Annotated in this window: 16 protein-coding genes and 1 pseudogene; 11 read left to right on the top strand and 6 right to left on the bottom strand. The window is 53.4% G+C overall.

The window, feature by feature from the left end:
- Window positions 1-145: pseudogene (locus AB7E14_RS07580) on the bottom strand (SgrR family transcriptional regulator); the annotation flags it as partial.
- Between the two features lie 95 nt (window positions 146-240).
- Here AB7E14_RS07580 and sgrT point away from each other — a divergent pair.
- Both sgrT and AB7E14_RS07570 read left to right on the top strand, forming a co-directional pair.
- Window positions 241-363: a glucose uptake inhibitor SgrT gene (sgrT, locus tag AB7E14_RS07575; RefSeq protein ID WP_104445670.1), complete on the top strand. Its 123-nt coding sequence runs from the start codon at window positions 241-243 to the stop codon at window positions 361-363.
- Between the two features lie 109 nt (window positions 364-472).
- On the top strand, window positions 473-1651 hold the full coding sequence (locus tag AB7E14_RS07570; protein WP_042997952.1) for a sugar efflux transporter: 1179 nt from the start codon (window positions 473-475) through the stop codon (window positions 1649-1651).
- 88 nt (window positions 1652-1739) lie between these two features.
- Here AB7E14_RS07570 and leuD read toward each other — a convergent pair whose 3' ends face one another.
- The 5 genes from leuD to leuL form a co-directional block, all read right to left on the bottom strand.
- On the bottom strand, window positions 1740-2345 hold the full coding sequence (gene leuD, locus AB7E14_RS07565; RefSeq protein ID WP_216081810.1) for a 3-isopropylmalate dehydratase small subunit: 606 nt from the start codon (window positions 2343-2345) through the stop codon (window positions 1740-1742).
- 10 nt (window positions 2346-2355) lie between these two features.
- Window positions 2356-3756 (bottom strand): 3-isopropylmalate dehydratase large subunit, encoded by a 1401-nt coding sequence (gene leuC, locus AB7E14_RS07560; RefSeq protein ID WP_042997950.1) that lies wholly within the window; start codon window positions 3754-3756, stop codon window positions 2356-2358.
- Window positions 3757-3758: 2 nt separating this feature from the next.
- Complete coding sequence (gene leuB / locus AB7E14_RS07555; RefSeq protein ID WP_316962683.1) at window positions 3759-4850, bottom strand: 3-isopropylmalate dehydrogenase; 1092 nt, start codon at window positions 4848-4850, stop codon at window positions 3759-3761.
- On the bottom strand, window positions 4850-6421 hold the full coding sequence (gene leuA, locus AB7E14_RS07550; RefSeq protein ID WP_044255506.1) for a 2-isopropylmalate synthase: 1572 nt from the start codon (window positions 6419-6421) through the stop codon (window positions 4850-4852). The genes leuB and leuA overlap by 1 nt, the downstream gene beginning before the upstream one ends.
- A gap of 89 nt (window positions 6422-6510) precedes the next feature.
- A complete protein-coding gene (leuL, locus tag AB7E14_RS07545) occupies window positions 6511-6597 on the bottom strand; it encodes a leu operon leader peptide (RefSeq protein WP_042323878.1) in 87 nt (28 codons plus the stop codon).
- 657 nt (window positions 6598-7254) lie between these two features.
- Here leuL and leuO point away from each other — a divergent pair.
- The 9 genes from leuO to murE all read left to right on the top strand — a co-directional run.
- Window positions 7255-8205, top strand: coding sequence for a transcriptional regulator LeuO (leuO, locus tag AB7E14_RS07540; RefSeq protein ID WP_042997947.1), 951 nt, complete (start codon window positions 7255-7257; stop codon window positions 8203-8205).
- Window positions 8206-8523: 318 nt separating this feature from the next.
- Window positions 8524-10248, top strand: coding sequence for an acetolactate synthase 3 large subunit (ilvI, locus tag AB7E14_RS07535; RefSeq protein WP_316962684.1), 1725 nt, complete (start codon window positions 8524-8526; stop codon window positions 10246-10248).
- Window positions 10249-10250: 2 nt separating this feature from the next.
- Complete coding sequence (gene ilvN / locus AB7E14_RS07530; RefSeq protein ID WP_042997945.1) at window positions 10251-10742, top strand: acetolactate synthase small subunit; 492 nt, start codon at window positions 10251-10253, stop codon at window positions 10740-10742.
- 180 nt (window positions 10743-10922) lie between these two features.
- Window positions 10923-11927: a catabolite repressor/activator gene (cra, locus tag AB7E14_RS07525; RefSeq protein ID WP_042997944.1), complete on the top strand. Its 1005-nt coding sequence runs from the start codon at window positions 10923-10925 to the stop codon at window positions 11925-11927.
- 610 nt (window positions 11928-12537) lie between these two features.
- Window positions 12538-12996: a division/cell wall cluster transcriptional repressor MraZ gene (gene mraZ, locus AB7E14_RS07520; protein ID WP_044255498.1), complete on the top strand. Its 459-nt coding sequence runs from the start codon at window positions 12538-12540 to the stop codon at window positions 12994-12996.
- A gap of 1 nt (window position 12997) precedes the next feature.
- Window positions 12998-13939 (top strand): 16S rRNA (cytosine(1402)-N(4))-methyltransferase RsmH, encoded by a 942-nt coding sequence (gene rsmH / locus AB7E14_RS07515; protein ID WP_216081808.1) that lies wholly within the window; start codon window positions 12998-13000, stop codon window positions 13937-13939.
- A complete protein-coding gene (ftsL, locus tag AB7E14_RS07510; RefSeq protein ID WP_012904474.1) occupies window positions 13936-14301 on the top strand; it encodes a cell division protein FtsL in 366 nt (121 codons plus the stop codon). Before rsmH ends, ftsL begins: the two co-directional genes overlap by 4 nt.
- 15 nt (window positions 14302-14316) lie before the next feature.
- Window positions 14317-16083 carry a peptidoglycan glycosyltransferase FtsI gene (gene ftsI, locus AB7E14_RS07505; RefSeq protein WP_316962685.1) on the top strand — a complete coding sequence of 589 codons (1767 nt, stop codon included), beginning with the start codon at window positions 14317-14319 and terminating at the stop codon, window positions 16081-16083.
- A partial coding sequence (gene murE / locus AB7E14_RS07500; RefSeq protein WP_428169439.1) for a UDP-N-acetylmuramoyl-L-alanyl-D-glutamate--2,6-diaminopimelate ligase occupies window positions 16070-17418 on the top strand: 1349 nt, incomplete at its 3' end. The genes ftsI and murE, both read left to right, overlap by 14 nt.

The raw sequence follows: 17418 nt of genomic DNA, 5'->3' as shown, positions 1-17418 counted from the left end.
CCTGCATGGTATTGAGCAGCGTGCGCATATGACGGCGCGAGCAGCTCAGCAGATCCGCCAGTTAGTTGAGCGTGGTGTCCTGTGTTTTGCCGTCGCAGCATTGCCACAAGCGGATGAACTGTTGTTGCAGACGGCCAGAAGACATAAAAGGGGAACTCCTGCGGAAAACTCAGCAATTTTATTATCCCTATATTAGGCCAATAATACATTCCGATGAAGCACTATGACGGGGTCATCTATATGCGCCAGTTTTATCAGAAGTACTTTGCCGTGACAGAAGGGTTGTCCTGGTTGGCTTGCCTGAGCGCGCCGCAGCGCTTAAAGATGCTGGAAGAACTGATGCAGTGGGAGGTGACAGCCTGACCCTGGAGTAGCAGACATCATGTGTGACTGAGTATTGGTGTTAATCACCGCGCCAGCAGGTATGATCTGCTGGCTTTTTTCGTTTCGGCTGCGCTGACTAAGGAAAGATATGCTCTGGTTAATGACGATGGGACGACGTCTCAACGGTGTTTACGCGGCGTTTATGCTCGTCGCATTTATGATGGGTGTGGCGGGGGCGCTACAGGCGCCGACGCTGAGCCTGTTTCTCAGTCGCGAGGTCGGGGCGCAGCCGTTCTGGGTGGGGCTGTTTTACACCGTTAACGCCATCGCCGGGATTGGCGTAAGTCTTGCGCTGGCAAAACGCTCGGACAGCCAGGGAGACCGGCGCAAGCTGATTCTGTTTTGTTGCCTGATGGCCATCGGTAATGCGCTGCTGTTTGCCTTTAATCGCCACTACCTGACGCTGATCACCTGCGGCGTACTGCTGGCGTCGCTGGCAAATACCGCGATGCCGCAATTGTTCGCGCTGGCGCGGGAATATGCCGACAGCTCGGCGCGTGAAGTGGTGATGTTCAGCTCTGTGATGCGTGCGCAGCTTTCACTGGCGTGGGTGATTGGCCCGCCGATGGCCTTTATGCTGGCGCTGAATTACGGTTTTACCGTGATGTTTTCGATTGCCGCCGCGATTTTTGCGCTCAGTTTCATCCTGATTGCCTTTATGCTGCCGTCTGTCGCCCGCGTTGAACAACCGGCGGATGCGCCGGTGATCCAGACTGGTGGCTGGCAGGATAAAAACGTACGCATGTTGTTTATCGCTTCCACGCTGATGTGGACCTGCAACACCATGTATATCATCGATATGCCGCTATGGATTAGCGCGGAGCTTGGACTGCCGGATAAGCTTGCCGGGATCCTGATGGGCACCGCCGCAGGACTGGAAATTCCGATCATGATCCTTGCCGGCTTTTACGTAAAACGCTTCGGTAAGCGCCGGATGATGCTTATTGCCGTCACCGCGGGCGTGCTGTTTTATCTCGGGCTGATTTTCTTTCACAGCCATCAGGCGCTGCTGATATTGCAACTGTTTAATGCGGCGTTTATCGGGATCATTGCTGGTATTGGCATGCTCTGGTTTCAGGATCTGATGCCGGGCAGGGCCGGATCGGCGACGACGCTATTTACCAACAGTATTTCGACCGGCGTAATTCTGGCGGGGGTGATCCAGGGCGCGGTTGCCCAAAGCTATGGTCACTTCGCGGTATACTGGGTGATTGCGGCGATTTCGCTGGTTACGCTGGTGATGACCGGGCGGGTGAAAGACGTTTGAATTATGATTGCCGGATGGCGGCTAACGCCTTATCCGACCTACAGAAATCCGTAGGCCGGATAAGTGCAGTGCTTCCGGCATGGCGGGCTTAGCGCATAAACGCCGGTTGTTTCTCCTCGTAGGCGGCGATCGCGTCTTCGTGTTGCAGCGTCAACCCGATGCCGTCCAGACCGTTCAACATGCAGTGGCGGCGGAAGGCGTCGATGTTAAAGTGATACGTTTTCTCGCCTGCTTTCACGACCTGCGCTTCCAGATCCACTTCGAAGTGAATACCCGGATTCGCCTGTACCAGCGTAAACAACTCGTCGACTTCTTCATCACTTAACTTCACGGGCAGCAGTTGGTTGTTAAAGCTGTTGCCGTAGAAGATGTCCGCGAAGCTCGGCGCAATCACCACTTTGAAGCCGTAATCCGTCAACGCCCACGGCGCGTGCTCACGAGAAGAGCCGCAGCCGAAGTTTTCACGCGCCAGCAAAATCGAGGCGCCCTGGTATTCAGGGAAGTTCAGGACGAACTCCGGATTCGGTTGCTGACCTTTTTCATCCAGAAAACGCCAGTCATTGAACAGGTGCGCGCCAAAACCGGTGCGGGTAACCTTCTGCAAAAACTGCTTAGGAATGATGGCGTCAGTATCGACGTTGGCGGCATCCAGCGGGACAACCAGGCCGTTATGTTGGGTAAATTTCTCTGCCATGGGAGTCTCCTTATTTGATGCTGCGAATGTCGGCAAAATGACCGGTAACGGCGGCAGCCGCAGCCATCGCCGGGCTGACCAGATGGGTACGCCCACCGCGGCCCTGACGCCCTTCAAAGTTACGGTTGCTGGTTGACGCGCAGCGTTCGCCCGGATTCAGGCGATCATTATTCATCGCCAGACACATGGAGCACCCCGGCAGACGCCATTCGAATCCGGCTTCGATAAAGATCTTATCTAACCCTTCCGCTTCTGCCTGCGCTTTGACCGGACCGGATCCTGGAACCACCAGCGCCTGGACGCCCGGCGCGACTTTACGACCTTTGGCGACCTCTGCGGCGGCGCGCAAATCTTCAATACGCGAGTTAGTGCACGAGCCGATGAACACTTTATCGATCGCCACTTCCGTTAACGGTACACCCGGTTTCAGGCCCATATAGGCCAGCGCTTTTTCAGCACTGGCGCGCTCAACCGGATCGGTAAACGACGCTGGATCGGGAATGTTGTCCGTCACGGAGATCACCTGGCCCGGGTTGGTTCCCCAGGTCACCTGAGGAGCAATCTCTTCAGCCTGTAAGGTGACAACCGTATCAAAGCGTGCGTCGGCGTCGGTTTGCAACGTTTTCCAGTACGCGACTGCGTCATCAAAATCTTTACCTTTCGGCGCGTGCAGACGACCTTTGACGTAGTTAAAGGTGGTTTCATCCGGGGCGACTAATCCGGCTTTGGCACCCATTTCAATCGCCATGTTGCACAGGGTCATGCGGCCTTCCATGCTCAGGGCTCGGATGGCATCGCCACAAAACTCAACGACGTGACCGGTACCGCCGGCGCTACCGGTTTTACCGATAATCGCCAGTACGATGTCTTTGGCGGTGATTCCCGGCGCTGCGGTGCCTTTGACTTCAATCTTCATGGTTTTGGCACGGCCCTGCTTCAGGGTCTGGGTTGCCAGCACGTGCTCGACTTCGGAGGTGCCGATACCGAACGCCAGCGCGCCAAAGGCGCCGTGGGTCGCGGTATGCGAGTCGCCGCAGACGATGGTCATTCCCGGCAGGGTGACGCCTTGTTCGGGCCCCATCACGTGAACGATGCCCTGATACGGGTGGTTCAGATCGTACAGCTCAACGCCAAATTCGTTACAGTTCTTAATCAGTTCCTGCATCTGGATACGCGCCATCTCGCCGGACGCATTGATATCTTTGGTCTGCGTGGAGACGTTGTGATCCATCGTGGCAAAGGTTTTACCCGGCTGGCGAACCGGGCGACCATGCGCACGCAGGCCGTCGAACGCCTGCGGAGAGGTCACTTCATGCACCAGATGTCGGTCGATATACAGCAGCGGGGTTTCGTTTTGCGCTTCATAGACGACGTGCGCATCAAACAATTTTTCGTATAACGTTTTAGCCATGATTACACCCCTTGTGCGACATAACGAGCAATGATGTCGCCCATCTCATCGGTACCGACGGCAGCCGCGCCACGGGCTAAATCACCAGTGCGGATACCTTCTTCTAATGCGCGGTTAACCGCACGTTCAATGGCGGATGCCGCGTCATCGGCATCCAGGCTGTAGCGCAGCAGCAGCGCCAGCGATAAAATTTGCGCAATCGGGTTAGCAATATTCTTGCCGGCAATATCCGGTGCGGAGCCGCCCGCCGGTTCATACAAACCAAAACCCTGCTCGTTCAGACTGGCGGAGGGCAACATCCCCATTGAGCCGGTGATCATCGCGCATTCATCAGACAGAATGTCGCCAAACAGGTTGGAGCACAGCAGCACGTCAAACTGGGACGGGTCTTTAATCAACTGCATGGTGGCGTTGTCGATGTACATGTGCGCCAGCTCAACGTCCGGATATTCTTTAGCAATTTCATTGACGATTTCGCGCCACAAAATAGACGTTTGCAGAACGTTAGCTTTGTCGATGGAGGTCACTTTACGGCGGCGTTTACGCGCAGATTCAAACGCAATGCGCGCGATACGTTCAATTTCAAAGCGGTGATAGACCTCGGTATCGAACGCTTTTTCATGCTGGCCGCAGCCTTCGCGACCTTTTGGCTGACCGAAGTAGATCCCGCCGGTCAGTTCACGGACGCACAAAATGTCGAAGCCATTCGCGGCGATGTCGGCGCGCAGAGGGCAGAAAGCTTCCAGTCCCTGATACAGTTTTGCCGGACGCAGGTTGCTGAACAGTTTGAAGTGCTTGCGCAGCGGCAGCAGCGCGCCGCGTTCCGGCTGGCTGTCTGGCGGCAGATGTTCCCATTTCGGGCCGCCGACGGAGCCAAACAGAACGGCGTCGGCCTGTTCGCAGCCTTCCACCGTCGCCTTCGGCAGCGGTTGACCGTGGTTGTCGATCGCCGCGCCGCCGACATCATAATGGCTGGTGGTAATGCGCATCTCAAAACGATGGCGAATAGCGTCCAGGACTTTCAGGGCTTGCGTCATCACTTCCGGACCAATACCGTCGCCCGGCAAAACAGCAATATGGTAGTTCTTCGACATCACACGGTTTCCTTGTTGTTCTCGTTGTTCTGAGCTTTACGTTGCAACTCTTTTTCGACTTCTGCCGCACGCCAGATGTTGTTCAGCACGTGCACCATCGCTTTCGCGGAAGATTCAACAATGTCTGTCGCCAGACCGACGCCGTGGAAACGACGCCCGTTATAGTTGGCGACGATATCGACCTGACCCAGTGCGTCTTTGCCATGCCCTTTGGCGGACAGGCTATATTTCACCAGTTCAATGTCGTAATCGGTAATGCGGTTGATCGCCTGGTAAATGGCATCGACCGGGCCGTTACCGTTAGCCGCTTCGGCTTTCACGTCACTGCCGCAGGCCAGCTTGACGGAGGCAGTGGCGATATCGTTAGAGCCCGACTGGACGCTGAAATAATCCAGGCGGAAGTGCTCTGGCTCTTCCTGTTGCTTACCAATAAACGCCAGCGCTTCCAGATCGTAATCAAACACCTGACCTTTCTTGTCGGCCAGCTTCAGGAAGGCGTCGTACAGATTGTCCAGGCTGTATTCACTCTCTTTATAACCCATCTCATCCATACGGTGTTTTACCGCTGCGCGTCCGGAACGGGAGGTCAGATTCAACTGCACCTGATTCAGACCGATGGATTCCGGCGTCATGATTTCGTAGTTTTCACGGTTCTTCAGCACGCCGTCCTGGTGGATCCCTGAGGAGTGGGCAAACGCACCGCTGCCGACAATCGCTTTGTTCGCCGGGATCGGCATGTTGCAGATCTGGCTGACCAACTGACTGGTACGCCAGATCTCCTGATGGTTAATGCGAGTGTTGACGTTCAGGATATCCTGGCGAACTTTAATCGCCATGATCACCTCTTCCAGCGAACAGTTACCGGCACGCTCGCCAATGCCGTTCATCGCGCCTTCTACCTGACGTGCGCCAGCGTGAACCGCAGCCAGCGCGTTGCCGACGCCCAGACCTAAGTCGTCATGGGTGTGGACGGAAATGATCGCTTTATCGATGTTTGGTACGCGCTCATACAGACCGGAGATAATGCCCGCAAACTCGAAGGGCATGGTGTAACCGACGGTGTCCGGAATGTTGATGGTTTTAGCGCCAGCATTAATGGCGGCTTCCACAACGCGGGCCAGATCGGCGATCGGCGTACGGCCAGCATCTTCACAAGAGAATTCAACATCGTCGGTGTAATTACGTGCGCGTTTCACCATATAGACCGCGCGCTCAATCACCTCGTCCAGCGTGCTGCGCAGTTTAGTAGCGATATGCATCGGTGAGGTGGCGATAAAGGTATGAATACGGAAGGCTTCAGCAACCTTCAGCGACTCAGCCGCGACGTCGATATCTTTTTCCACACAGCGGGCTAATGCGCAAACCCGGCTGTTCTTGACCTGACGAGCGATAGTTTGTACGGATTCGAAGTCGCCGGGAGAGGAGACCGGAAAGCCGACTTCCATCACGTCAACACCCATACGCTCAAGGGCCAGCGCAATCTGCAGCTTCTCTTTCACACTCAGGCTTGCCTGTAACGCCTGTTCACCGTCGCGTAAAGTGGTATCGAAAATAATGACTTGCTGGCTCATGTTTTAGGTCCTTAGTCTTTAGGGCGCCTTGCTTCGAGCATAAAAAAACCCGCGCAACGGCGCGGGTTTTTTATCTTACTGGATACGACTTAATGCTGAATGCCGCTCACCAGTCTACCGCGCAACGAAGATGCGTTTAGTAGTAGTAGACCGTTAAAGCGAGCGATACGAATCATTAAATCAACTCCAGGCGAATGCGATATGCTTTTAGTGGTACTGGATACGATGACTGATGTCAACCCCACCGCTGAAAACACCGCCCCAGTCAGAAGAAAAGGGAGGGGCTGATTTAGCTAATTGTGCTGAACTTTTTCTGTTATTGCCGATGAAAAAACGGCGGAGGGCTTACACTTTTCATCGTTTGACATATTTAAGCACGCTTTTTTTCAAATGCTGTCACGGTAGTCTGATAAGTCACGAACGCAATAAATTAGTTATCCATATGATTTTGAAGATTTTATGGTAATTAATAATAAATTAATAATGGGGGTGAATATAGCAATTGATAAGCTAATGTTAAGAATTAACGCGTGAGTAATATAAAAATTTAATTGAATGCCAGCATTTTATTCATAAAGCTCATGATTGTTTATTGGCGTCGCTTATGTTTATATTGCTCCCGTCATTGAAAATTATGATTTATCGTGCGGGGAAGGATTCCACATCGTGTTGATGCGGGGTTTTTACGGCGATCTTCCCGCACCTTTATGTTTTCCGAAATTTTATCTCTGCCCTTTTTCTTATTTTATATGCATGGTAAATCATATTTTCCGAGATTATTTCTCTGCATTCCGGCAAGCAAAAGGGAGTTAAGCGTGACAGTGGAGTTAAGTATGCCAGAAGTAACCGTTGATAAACCTAATCCCCATCATTTAGAGATGGATAAACCGCAACTTCGTATGGTTGATCTTAATCTATTGACTGTATTTGATGCGGTAATGCAGGAGCAGAATATTACCCGTGCCGCGCATGCTCTCGGCATGTCGCAGCCAGCCGTAAGTAACGCCGTGGCGCGTCTTAAAGTGATGTTTAATGACGAACTTTTTGTGCGCTACGGTCGCGGTATTCAACCCACCGCGCGGGCCTTCCAGCTTTTCGGTTCCGTCCGCCAGGCGCTGCAATTAGTGCAGAATGAATTGCCCGGTTCTGGATTTGAACCTGGCAGCAGTGAGCGCGTGTTTCATCTTTGCGTTTGCAGTCCGCTGGATAATATTCTGACCTCTTTAATTTATAATCGTATTGAAAAAATCGCCCCGAATATTCATGTTGTATTTAAATCCTCTTTAAATAAGGATACTGAACACCAATTACGTTATCAGGAAACTGAGTTCGTTATTAGTTATGAAGAATTCCGTCGTCCTGAATTTACAAGTATTCCATTGTTTAATGACGAAATGGTGCTGGTCGCCAGTCGTAAGCATCCACGCATTAACGGACCATTGGTGGAAAGCGATGTCTATAATGAACAGCATGCGGTCGTTTCACTTGACCGTTTTGACTCGTTTAGTCGGCCCTGGTATGACTCGGTTGATTCGCAATCGTGTGTGGCCTATCAGGGGATGGCATTAATCAGTGTGCTTAATGTTGTTTCTCAAACGCATCTGGTGGCTATTGCCCCTCGCTGGTTAGCTGAAGAGTTTGCACCCTCTCTGGATCTACAAATATTACCGTTACCTTTAAAATTGAATAGCAGAACTTGTTATCTGTCATGGCATGAAGCTGCGGGTCGGGACAAAGGGCACCAATGGATGGAAGAACTGTTAGCTTCCGTCTGCAAGCGTTAGGCATGAATGAGATAAACCGGGTGCAAACATCCGGTTTATCCTGTCTGTTTTTTATTTATTGGCATTTTATTCTGAATTGAGTCTGCCGTTCTTTCTTTCATTCGCGAAAAAATTGATGATTCGCTGTATGCGCCCATTTTCAACCGATTAATTATCATTACCTGAGAAAAATTTAGTTTAATTCACCGTTTCTTCGTCGCTAACCTTTCTTTTATGCTTATTTTCCGGCGTCTTTCCCCCTTTCTCTGAATTGCCTGCGTCCTGGGGAGCGGTTAAGGTGTTTTACACATCATTAATCGTCATTCAGTGAGGCAAGCCATGGAGATGTTGTCTGGAGCCGAAATGGTCGTCCGATCGCTTATCGATCAGGGCGTTAAGCAGGTATTCGGTTATCCCGGGGGCGCCGTCCTCGATATTTATGATGCGTTGCATACGGTCGGTGGGATCGATCATGTGCTCGTCCGCCATGAACAGGCGGCCGTGCATATGGCCGATGGCCTGGCGCGGGCAACGGGGGAAGTGGGCGTGGTGCTGGTAACTTCCGGCCCAGGCGCCACCAATGCGATTACTGGAATCGCGACGGCGTATATGGATTCTATTCCGTTAGTGATTCTTTCCGGTCAGGTCGCGACCTCGTTGATTGGCTACGACGCCTTTCAGGAGTGCGACATGGTGGGGATCTCCCGCCCGGTCGTGAAACACAGTTTTCTGGTGAAGCAGACGGAAGATATTCCACAGGTGCTGAAAAAAGCCTTCTGGCTGGCGGCGAGCGGTCGTCCGGGACCGGTGGTGGTGGATTTGCCGAAGGATATTCTTAATCCCGGCAAAAAACTGCCTTATTCCTGGCCAGATTCAGTCAGCATGCGGTCGTATAACCCGACCACGGCGGGCCATAAAGGGCAGATTAAGCGCGCTCTGCAAACGCTGGTTGCGGCAAAAAAACCGGTTGTCTATGTCGGCGGCGGGGCGGTGACGGCGGGGTGCCATGAGCAGCTGCGTCAGACCATCGAAATGCTTAACCTGCCGGTGGTCTCTTCGCTGATGGGGCTTGGGGCATTTCCCGCAACGCACCGTCAGTCGCTCGGGATGCTGGGCATGCATGGCACTTATGAAGCCAACATGACGATGCATAACGCCGATGTGATTTTTGCCGTTGGGGTACGTTTTGACGATCGCACAACGAATAATCTGGCCAAGTATTGCCCGAATGCAACGGTGCTGCATATTGATATCGACCCGACGTCAATTTCCAAAACGGTGACGGCGGATATCCCGATTGTCGGGGATGCGCGTCAGGTGCTGGAGCAGTTACTGGAATTATTGCCGCAGGAATCCGCTCAGCAGCCGCTGGATGATATTCGTTACTGGTGGCAACAGATTGAACGCTGGCGCGCGCGTCAGTGCCTGAAATATGACACGCACAGCGAAAGTATCAAACCGCAGGCGGTCATTGAGGCTATCTGGCGTCTGACCAATGGCGATGCGTATGTGACGTCGGATGTGGGTCAGCATCAGATGTTTGCCGCCCTTTATTACCCCTTCGATAAACCGCGCCGTTGGATCAACTCTGGTGGTCTCGGTACGATGGGTTTCGGCCTGCCTGCGGCACTGGGGGTAAAAATGGCGCTGCCGGAGGAAACGGTGGTCTGTGTGACCGGTGACGGCAGTATTCAGATGAACATTCAGGAGTTGTCGACCGCGCTGCAGTATAAACTGCCGGTTCTGGTGCTCAACCTGAACAACCGTTATCTGGGCATGGTGAAGCAGTGGCAGGACATGATCTACTCGGGTCGTCACTCTCAATCGTATATGCAGTCGCTGCCTGATTTTGTTCGCCTGGCGGAAGCCTACGGACATGTCGGCATTCAGATCTCTCGTCCTGATCAACTGGAAAGTCAATTGACTGAAGCGCTGGCGCAAGTGAAAAACGGTCGTCTGGTATTTGTTGATGTTACCGTCGATGGCAGCGAACACGTCTACCCGATGCAGATTCGCGGCGGCGGGATGGATGAAATGTGGTTAAGTAAAACGGAGAGGACCTGATTATGCGCCGGATATTATCAGTACTGCTGGAGAACGAATCCGGTGCGCTGTCGCGCGTGATCGGCCTTTTTGCTCAGCGAGGTTACAACATTGAGAGCCTGACCGTCGCGCCGACGGACGATCCGACGCTCTCTCGTATGACCATCCAGACGGTAGGCGACGAGAAAGTGCTGGAGCAAATTGAAAAGCAACTGCACAAGCTGGTGGATGTGTTGCGGGTCAGCGAACTTGGGCACGGCGCGCACGTCGAGCGCGAAATCATGCTCGTGAAGATTCAGGCCAGCGGCTATGGTCGGGAAGAGGTGAAACGCAACACGGAGATTTTTCGTGGGCAGATTATTGATGTCACGCCAAACCTCTATACCGTTCAGCTGGCGGGGACCAGCGATAAGCTGGACGCTTTTCTGGCAACGCTGCGCGAAGTGGCGAAAATCGTTGAGGTTGCGCGTTCCGGTGTGGTGGGACTATCGCGCGGCGACAAAATAATGCGCTAATCATTCTCTTTTCGTTAATTCATATGCCCAACGTCCTCCGTTGGGCATTTTTTTGCGAAATCCGTGGTAACCCGGAATAAAAGCGGTTGCCGCAGTAACTATTCTGCGCTTAGATGTTACCGATTTTAACCCATGCCGTTACAATGGTTATGGTTTGTACATTTTACGCAAGGGGCAATTGTGAAACTGGATGAAATCGCTCGGCTGGCTGGTGTATCGCGAACGACTGCAAGCTACGTAATTAACGGAAAAGCAAAGCAATACCGCGTGAGCGACAAGACTGTCGAAAAAGTCATGGCGGTGGTGCGTGAGCATAATTACCACCCGAATGCTGTGGCTGCCGGGCTACGTGCTGGACGCACACGTTCTATCGGTCTGGTGATCCCGGATCTGGAGAACACGAGCTATACCCGTATTGCGAATTATCTTGAACGCCAGGCGCGCCAGCGTGGTTATCAACTGCTGATTGCCTGTTCGGAAGATCAGCCTGATAACGAAATGCGTTGTATTGAACATCTTTTACAGCGTCAGGTTGATGCGATCATTGTCTCCACATCGTTGCCGCCGGAACACCCGTTCTATCAACGCTGGGCCAATGATACCTTCCCAATTGTGGCGCTGGATCGTGCATTAGATCGTGAACATTTTACCAGCGTCGTAGGCGCCGATCAGGACGATGCCGAAATGCTGGCTGCAGAGTTGCGTAAGTTCCCGGCTGACACCGTGCTCTATCTGGGCGCGCTGCCGGAGTTGTCTGTCAGCTTCCTGCGCGAGCAGGGTTTCCGTGCGGCCTGGAAAGACGATCCGCGTGAAGTGAATTTTCTGTATGCCAACAGCTATGAGCGTGACGCGGCGGCACAGCTATTTGAAAAATGGCTGGAGACGCATCCGATGCCGCAGGCGCTGTTTACCACCTCATTTGCCCTGTTGCAGGGGGTGATGGATGTGACGCTGCGTCGTGATGGTAAGTTGCCTTCCGACCTGGCGATTGCGACCTTTGGCGACAACGAACTGCTGGATTTCTTACAATGCCCGGTTCTGGCCGTGGCGCAGCGCCATCGTGATGTTGCAGAGCGCGTGCTGGAAATTGTCCTGGCGAGTCTGGATGAGCCGCGTAAACCAAAACCTGGTTTAACGCGCATTAAACGTAATCTCTATCGTCGTGGCGTATTAAGCCGCAGCTAGTCAATTTTTGAATTCTGCGCCAGAAGACAATTTTTCTGGCGCAACGTAACGCTCCCCTCTCCACAATACCCTCACCATAATTAAGATTATTCCTTATAATTTTCTCAACTTTACCGAAATAATCCGTATTTAAACGAAACAGAGGCGGTTTCAGGTTATTGAGACGTAACGGCAGGTTAGATATGTATTATTTTGTTACATGCTTGTCGTGAATTGCCGAATTAACAAACACTTTTTGTCGCCGCAGCACGAATGTCTCGGCGGGCTTGTTGGTGCGCGGTGTTTGCAGCCATAAACAGGGACTGTATTCATGATGCAATATGTCCTAAAATGCCGCTCGCGTCGCAAACTGACACTTTATATTCCCTCCTGAGAATAATTGTTCGTTTTAAAGCGGTGATGAGTTTTGGGATTTTTTCTTACAAATATTCATGACGTTAATTTGCTTCGTTCGTTGGACAGAATTTAATCAACGCTGATATTAGCCGTAAACATTGGGTTTTTTACTCAGGTAAGCGTTGTGACTCGCTTGACAAGCTTTTCCTCCGCTCCGTAAACTCCTTTGAGTGGGAATTTGTGGGGCAAAGTGGTAATGAGGGGGGAGACTGGCATGTTCCGGGGAGCAACGTTAGTCAATCTCGACAGTAAAGGGCGCTTATCTGTGCCTACCCGTTACCGGGATCAACTGATCGAGAGTGCTACCGGTCAAATGGTTTGTACCATTGACATCCATCACCCGTGCCTGCTGCTTTACCCCCTGCCTGAATGGGAAATTATCGAGCAAAAATTATCGCGTCTGTCGAGCATGAACCCGGTAGAACGCCGTGTGCAGCGTTTACTGTTGGGGCATGCCAGTGAATGTCAGATGGACAGTGCCGGGCGATTGTTGGTGGCGCCTGTCCTGCGGCAACATGCCGGGCTGACAAAAGAAGTGATGCTGGTTGGACAGTTTAATAAGTTTGAACTGTGGGATGAAACGACCTGGTATCAACAGGTCAAGGAAGATATCGACGCTGAGCAGAGTGCGACCGGGACGTTGTCGGAGCGCCTGCAGGACTTGTCTCTATAAGATGATGGAAAATTTTAAACACACCACGGTGCTGCTGGACGAGGCCGTAAACGGTCTCAATATTCGTCCTGATGGCATCTACATTGATGGAACATTTGGTCGCGGTGGTCACTCGCGTCTCATTCTCTCGCAGCTTGGCGAAGAGGGACGTCTGCTGGCAATCGATCGCGATCCGCAGGCGATCGCCGTCGCCCAGACCATCAATGATCCTCGCTTCTCCATCATTCATGGACCTTTCTCCGCGCTGTCTGACTATGTTGGCGAGCGCGAACTGACCGGCAAGATCGACGGGATTCTTCTCGATCTTGGCGTCTCTTCACCGCAGCTTGACGACGCTGAGCGCGGTTTCTCTTTCATGCGTGACGGCCCGCTGGATATGCGCATGGATCCCACTCGCGGCCAGTCGGCTGCTGAATGGCTGCAAACCGCAGAAGAAGCCGATATCGCCTGGGTGCTGAAAACCTTTGGCGAAGAGCGTTTTGCCAAACGTATTGCCCGCGCCATCGTTGAGCGCAACCGCGAACAGCCCATGACCCGCACGAAAGAACTGGCGGAAGTGGTCTCGGCGGCAACGCCGGTGAAAGACAAATTCAAACATCCCGCGACCCGTACCTTCCAGGCGGTGCGCATCTGGGTGAATAGTGAACTGGAGGAGATAGAGCAGGCGCTAAAAAGCTCGCTCAGCGTGCTGGCCCCGGGGGGGCGGCTTTCTGTCATCAGTTTCCACTCGCTGGAAGACCGCATTGTGAAACGCTTTATGCGTGAGCAAAGCCGTGGTCCGCAGGTTCCGGCAGGATTACCGATGACGGAAGAGCAGCTCAAAAAACTGGGCGGTCGTGAGCTAAGAGCATTAGGCAAGTTGATGCCGGGTGAAGAAGAGGTTGCAGAGAATCCTCGTGCCCGTAGTTCAGTTCTGCGTATTGCAGAGAGGACGAACGCATGATCAGCAGAGTGACAGAGGCCCTCAGCAAAGTTAAGGGATCGATTGGAAGCAACGAGCGCCATGCTTTGCCTGGCGTGATCGGTGACGATCTTTTGCGATTTGGGAAGCTGCCACTCTGCCTGTTCATTTGCATCATTGTGACGGCGGTGACGGTGGTAACAACCGCGCACCACACACGATTACTGACTGCGCAACGCGAACAACTGGTTCTGGAGCGCGATGCGCTGGATATCGAGTGGCGCAACCTGATTCTTGAGGAGAATGCCCTCGGCGATCATAGCCGGGTTGAACGGATCGCAACGGAGAAGCTGCAAATGCAGCATGTTGATCCCTCACAAGAAAATATCGTAGTGCAAAAATAAGGAAAAACGCGACGCATGAAAGCAGCGGCAAAAACGCTAAAACCAAAACGTCAGGAAGAACAGGCCAACTTTATCAGTTGGCGTTTTGCGTTGCTGTGCGGCTGCATTTTACTGGCGCTGGGTTTCTTGCTGGGCCGCGTCGCCTGGCTGCAGATTATCGCGCCGGACATGCTGGTCCGTCAGGGCGACATGCGTTCGCTTCGCGTACAGGAAGTGGCAACGTCGCGCGGTATGATCACCGACCGTTCGGGCCGTCCGCTGGCCGTCAGCGTACCGGTGAAAGCTATCTGGGCCGATCCAAAAGAGGTGCATGAAGCCGGGGGCATTACCGTTGGCGACCGCTGGAGAGCGCTCTCCACCGCCCTGAATATTCCCCTCGATCAACTGTCTGCCCGGATCAACGCCAACCCAAAAGGGCGTTTTATCTATCTGGCGCGTCAGTTAAACCCGGATATGGCGGATTACATCAAAAAGCTAAAGCTGCCGGGTATTTATCTGCGCGAAGAGTCCCGTCGTTACTATCCTTCCGGCGAAGTGACCGCTCACCTCATTGGTTTTACCAACGTGGATAGCCAGGGGATTGAAGGCGTTGAGAAGAGTTTTGACAAATGGCTCACCGGTCAACCGGGCGAGCGTATTGTGCGTAAAGACCGCTACGGTCGCGTCATTGAAGATATCTCTTCTACCGACAGCCAGGCGGCGCATAACCTCGCGCTGAGCATTGATGAACGCCTACAGGCGCTGGTGTATCGCGAACTGAACAATGCGGTGGCGTTTAACAAGGCAGAATCCGGGAGCGCGGTGCTGGTTGATGTAAATACCGGTGAAGTGCTGGCAATGGCGAACAGCCCGTCCTACAACCCGAACAACCTGAGCGGCACGCCAAAAGACGCGATGCGTAACCGTACCATTACCGACGTTTTCGAGCCGGGTTCTACCGTCAAACCGATGGTGGTGATGACCGCGCTCCAGCGTGGCGTGGTGCGGGAAAACAGCGTGCTCAATACCGTTCCCTACCGAATTAACGGCCACGAAATCAAAGACGTGGCGCGCTACAGCGAATTGACCCTGACCGGGGTTTTACAGAAGTCGAGTAACGTCGGTGTTTCTAAGCTGGCGTTAGCGATGCCGTCCTCAGCGTTAGTAGATACTTACTCACGTTTTGGGCTAGGAAAGGCGACCAATTTGGGGTTGGTCGGAGAACGCAGTGGCTTATATCCTCAAAAACAACGGTGGTCTGACATAGAGAGGGCCACCTTCTCTTTCGGCTACGGGCTAATGGTAACCCCGTTACAGTTAGCGCGAGTCTACGCAACGATTGGCAGCTATGGCGTTTATCGTCCGCTGTCGATTACCAAAGTTGATCCCCCGGTTCCCGGCGAGCGCATTTTCCCGGAATCGACTGTACGTACCGTTGTGCACATGATGGAAAGCGTGGCGTTGCCGGGCGGCGGTGGGGTGAAGGCGGCGATTAAAGGTTATCGCATCGCCATTAAAACCGGTACCGCGAAGAAAGTTGGTCCGGATGGTCGCTATATCAACAAATACATTGCTTATACCGCAGGCGTTGCGCCTGCGAGTCAGCCGCGCTTCGCGCTGGTTGTTGTTATCAACGATCCGCAGGCGGGTAAATACTACGGCGGCGCCGTTTCCGCGCCGGTATTCGGTGCCATCATGGGCGGCGTTCTGCGCACCATGAACATCGAACCGGATGCGCTGGCAACGGGCGAAAAAAGTGAATTCGTAATTAATCAAGGCGAGGGAACAGGTGGCAGATCGTAATTTGCGCGACCTTCTTGCTCCGTGGGTATCAGGTTTACCTGCGCGAGAACTGCGAGAGATGACACTCGACAGCCGTGTGGCTGCGGCGGGCGATCTCTTTGTGGCAGTGAAAGGTCATCAGGCGGACGGGCGTCGATATATCCCGCAGGCGATAGCGCAAGGTGTGGCTGCCATTATTGCAGAGGCAAAAGACGAGGCAACCGACGGTGAAGTGCGTGAAATGCACGGCGTACCGGTTGTCTATTTGAGCCAGCTTAACGAGCGTTTATCTGCGCTGGCGGGCCGCTTCTATCACGAGCCATCTGAAAACATGCGTCTGGTCGGCGTCACCGGCACGAACGGTAAAACCACCACGACCCAACTGCTGGCGCAGTGGAGCCAACTGCTCGGCGAAACCAGCGCGGTGATGGGCACGGTAGGCAACGGCCTGCTCGGTAAAGTGATCCCAACGGAAAATACCACCGGCTCGGCCGTAGACGTTCAGCAGGTGCTGTCGGGGCTGGTTGATCAGGGTGCGACTCTGTGCGCGATGGAAGTCTCTTCCCACGGTCTGGTGCAGCATCGCGTCGCGGCGCTGAAATTTGCCGCCTCGGTGTTTACCAATTTAAGCCGTGACCATCTGGATTATCATGGCGATATGGAGCATTACGAAGCGGCGAAATGGCTGCTTTTCTCCACGCACCGTTGTGGGCAGGCAATTATCAACGCGGATGATGAAGTCGGTCGCCGTTGGCTGGCGAAACTGCCGGATGCCGTGGCCGTCTCAATGGAAGATCATATTAACCCTAACTGTCATGGCCGGTGGCTGAAGGCCGTTGAGGTGAATTATCACGACAGCGGCGCGACCATCCGCTTCGCCTCAAGCTGGGGCGAGGGTGAAATTGAAATCCGTCTGATGGGCGCGTTTAACGTCAGTAATCTGTTGCTGGCGCTGGCCACGCTGCTGGCGCTGGGCTATCCACTGGCTGACTTGCTGAAAACTGCTGCGCGTCTGCAACCCGTTTGCGGGCGTATGGAAGTCTTTAGCGCGCCGGGTAAAACCACCGTGGTTGTCGATTATGCCCATACCCCTGATGCGCTGGAAAAAGCGCTACAGGCGGCGCGTCTGCACTGCACCGGGCAACTCTGGTGCGTCTTTGGCTGCGGCGGCGATCGTGACAAAGGGAAGCGCCCACTGATGGGGGCGATTGCCGAAGAGTTCGCTGATGTTGTGGTCGTAACGGACGACACCCCGCGTACTGAAGAGCCGCGCGCCATTATCGACGACATTCTGGCAGGTATGCTGGATGCCGGTCGGGTAAAAGTGATGGAAGGCCGTGCCGAAGCGGTGACCAA

Source organism: Citrobacter sp. (assembly GCF_050252275.1).
GTDB classification, from domain to species: domain Bacteria; phylum Pseudomonadota; class Gammaproteobacteria; order Enterobacterales; family Enterobacteriaceae; genus Citrobacter_A; species Citrobacter_A amalonaticus.
Note: the sequence above shows the minus strand (reverse complement) of the source record. Positions and strands in the feature narration are given on the sequence as shown.